The organism is Pseudomonas sp. FW305-3-2-15-E-TSA4 (genome assembly GCF_058787295.1).
Map to the genome: position 1 here is coordinate 1 of NZ_JBYSZP010000039.1, position 2,400 is coordinate 2,400.

At 61.9% G+C, this 2,400-nt stretch carries 2 protein-coding genes; both read left to right on the forward strand.

Annotated features, from left to right (window positions below; all coding sequences use genetic code 11):
- Positions 1–155: 155 nt before the first annotated feature.
- Complete coding sequence (selD, locus tag AC3WMV_RS28270; RefSeq protein ID WP_103369838.1) at positions 156–1,190, forward strand: selenide, water dikinase SelD; 1,035 nt, start codon at positions 156–158, stop codon at positions 1,188–1,190.
- Positions 1,190–2,293 (forward strand): tRNA 2-selenouridine(34) synthase MnmH, encoded by a 1,104-nt coding sequence (gene mnmH / locus AC3WMV_RS28275; RefSeq protein WP_103369837.1) that lies wholly within the window; start codon positions 1,190–1,192, stop codon positions 2,291–2,293. Before selD ends, mnmH begins: the two co-directional genes overlap by 1 nt.
- Positions 2,294–2,400: the final 107 nt, after the last annotated feature.

Below are 2,400 nucleotides of genomic sequence, written 5' to 3' on the forward strand. Positions count from 1 at the left end.
GGTCAGAGTCAGAATCGAGTCTGTAGTCCCGCCCACCCCTTCAAGTCTAAACATACAAGCGAGCCTGCTCGCGAAGGGACCCGGACATTCAGCGCAAAAATCAGCCGGCCCGCGCTCTGCTAGAATCCGCCCCATCAATTGCCAGAGACTCTCCCATGAGCGAGCCGATTCGCCTGACCCAATACAGCCACGGTGCCGGTTGTGGCTGCAAGATTTCCCCGCAGGTGCTGGAAGTGATTCTGGCCGGCAGCGGTGCGCAGAACCTTGACCCGAAACTGTGGGTCGGCAATGCCTCGCGTGATGATGCGGCGGTGTACGAGATCGACGCCGAGCGCGGTGTGGTGTCGACCACGGACTTCTTCATGCCGATTGTCGACGACCCGTTCGACTTCGGCCGGATCGCTGCGACCAATGCGATCAGCGACATCTATGCGATGGGCGGCGATCCGCTGATGGCGATCGCGATCCTCGGCTGGCCGGTGAATGTGCTGGCGCCGGAAGTGGCGCGGGAAGTGATTCGCGGCGGGCGCGCGGTGTGTGACGCCGCCGGCATTCCGCTGGCCGGCGGGCATTCAATCGATGCGCCGGAGCCGATCTTCGGCCTGGCCGTGACCGGTCTGGTGGAAAAACGCCACATGAAGCGCAACGACACCGCTACCGCCGGTTGCCTGCTTTACCTGACCAAGCCGTTGGGCATCGGCATCCTGACCACCGCCGAGAAAAAGGGCAAATTGCGCCCCGGCGACATTGGTGTGGCCCGCGACTGGATGTGCACCCTGAACAAGCCCGGCAGCCGTTTCGGCAAACTCGCCGGGGTCGCCGCGATGACTGATGTCACCGGTTTCGGTCTGCTCGGGCATCTGGTGGAAATGGCCGATGGCAGCCACCTGACCGCACGCATCGGCTACAACCACGTGCCGCGTCTGGACAGCGTCGAGTACTACCTCGAACAGGGCTGTGTGCCCGGTGGCACCTTGCGTAACTTTGACAGCTATTCGAGCAAGCTCGGCCGTCTGCAGGAGTTGCACAAGCGCGTGCTGTGCGACCCGCAGACCAGCGGCGGTCTGTTGATTGCAGTTACACCGGAAGGTAACGCCGAATTCCTCGCCGTGGCTGCCGAACTGGGCCTGAACCTGGCGCCGATCGGCGAGCTGGTCGAGCGACAGACCCACGCAGTCGAGGTGAACTGATGTCACGCGACTGCACCGATTACCGCGATATTTTCCTCAACGACCGGCCGATGATGGATGCCCGTGCGCCGATCGAGTTTGCCCACGGCGCGTTTCCCGGCGTGGTCAACCTGCCGCTGATGAACGACCGCGAGCGCGAGCAGGTGGGGACTTGCTACAAGCAGCATGGACAACAAGCCGCCATCGCCCTGGGTGAGCGGCTGGTTTCTGCCGAAGTGCGGGAGCAGCGCATTCAAGGCTGGGTCGAGTTTGCCCGGGCACACCCCGACGGCTATCTGTATTGCTTTCGCGGCGGCCTGCGTTCGCAGATCGTCCAGCAATGGATCAAGGAAGAGGGCGGGATTGATTACCCGCGTGTCGGCGGTGGCTATAAGGCGATGCGTACGTTCCTGCTGGAGACGATCGATCAGGCCGTGGCCGAGTGCGATATGGTGCTGCTGGGTGGCATGACCGGCACCGGCAAGACCGAACTGTTGGTGCAGTTGAGTAATGGTCTGGATCTGGAAGGCCACGCCAATCATCGGGGCTCGAGTTTCGGCAAGCGCGCCACCGGCCAACCGACCAACATCGATTTTGAAAACCGTCTGGCCGTTGATGTGCTGAAAAAACGCGCCGGCGGGATCCAGCAGTTTGTGCTGGAAGACGAGAGCCGGGTAGTCGGCAGTTGTGCCTTGCCATTGCCGCTGTACCGAGGCATGCAAGTGGCGCCGATGGTCTGGCTCGAAGACAGCCTGGAGCAGCGGGTCGAGCGGATTCTGCAGGATTACGTGATCAACCTGCACGCCGAGTTCGTCGCCGTGCATGGCGAGCAGGGCTTTGCGCTGTATGCCGAGCGGTTGATTGCGAGTTTGAACAATATCCAGCGCCGGCTGGGCGGCGAACGCCATCAGCGGATGTTCCTGCAGATGGAAGAGGCCCTGGCCGAGCAGGCGCGCAGCGGTTCGGTCGAGATGTTCCGGGACTGGATCAGCGTGTTGCTACGGGAATATTACGACCCGATGTATGCGTTCCAGCGTGAGAAAAAGGGCGGGCGGATTGAGTTTGCCGGGGAGCGTGGGGCGGTGCTGGAGTATTTGCGTGAGCGGGTGACTCAGCGGGTTTGAGGGTGTTGCTGCCGGCCTCTTCGCGAGCAAGCTGAACTGGTCAAGTAATCTTGGACACTGATTAAGGTTTCACGCCGCCAACTTCTCCTTGGCGACTGGTGACCGAT

Excerpts from the sequence above, each read along its gene's own strand:
- selD (WP_103369838.1), top strand. The coding sequence starts at position 156 with ATGAGCGAGCCGATTCGCCTGACCCAATACAGCCACGGTGCCGGTTGT.
- mnmH (WP_103369837.1), top strand. The coding sequence starts at position 1,190 with ATGTCACGCGACTGCACCGATTACCGCGATATTTTCCTCAACGACCGG.